This is a genomic window from Mesorhizobium sp. M2E.F.Ca.ET.209.01.1.1, from assembly GCF_004010375.2.
Taxonomy (GTDB): Bacteria; Pseudomonadota; Alphaproteobacteria; order Rhizobiales; family Rhizobiaceae; genus Mesorhizobium.
Genome location: NZ_SADP02000763.1, coordinates 1 through 323, shown reverse-complemented (window position 1 = coordinate 323; position 323 = coordinate 1). Strand labels below are relative to the sequence as shown.

Genomic DNA, 323 nt, shown 5'->3' with positions numbered 1-323 from the left:
CATCAACCTAGTGCCGATTTTCGGCATGCTGCTTTCGGTGCAGATCGTCGGCGAGCAGTTTCAGCCCTATCAGGCCCTCGCGCTCGCGCTGGTGCTCGGCGGTATCGCGCTCGCCGAATACAGCGGCAGCAAGGCAGCGCTGCAGATGCAGTAATGGCCCCGCGCTGCACGTGTATTTCTTGACTTGAACGAATACGCTCCGCCTGCCGGTGCAGGCGGAGCGTATCGGGCTGTTCACTCGGCGCCGACGTCGAAATGCAGCGGCTTGGCCGAGTCGATCGATTGGTGCGCCCGCAGCTGATCGAGCACTTTTTCCGGGAACG

General features: G+C 62.2%; 1 pseudogene. It reads left to right on the top strand.

The features are described from left to right. A pseudogene (locus EN852_RS42895) lies at nucleotides 1-154 on the top strand (EamA family transporter); the annotation flags it as partial. Nucleotides 155-323 lie beyond the last annotated feature (169 nt).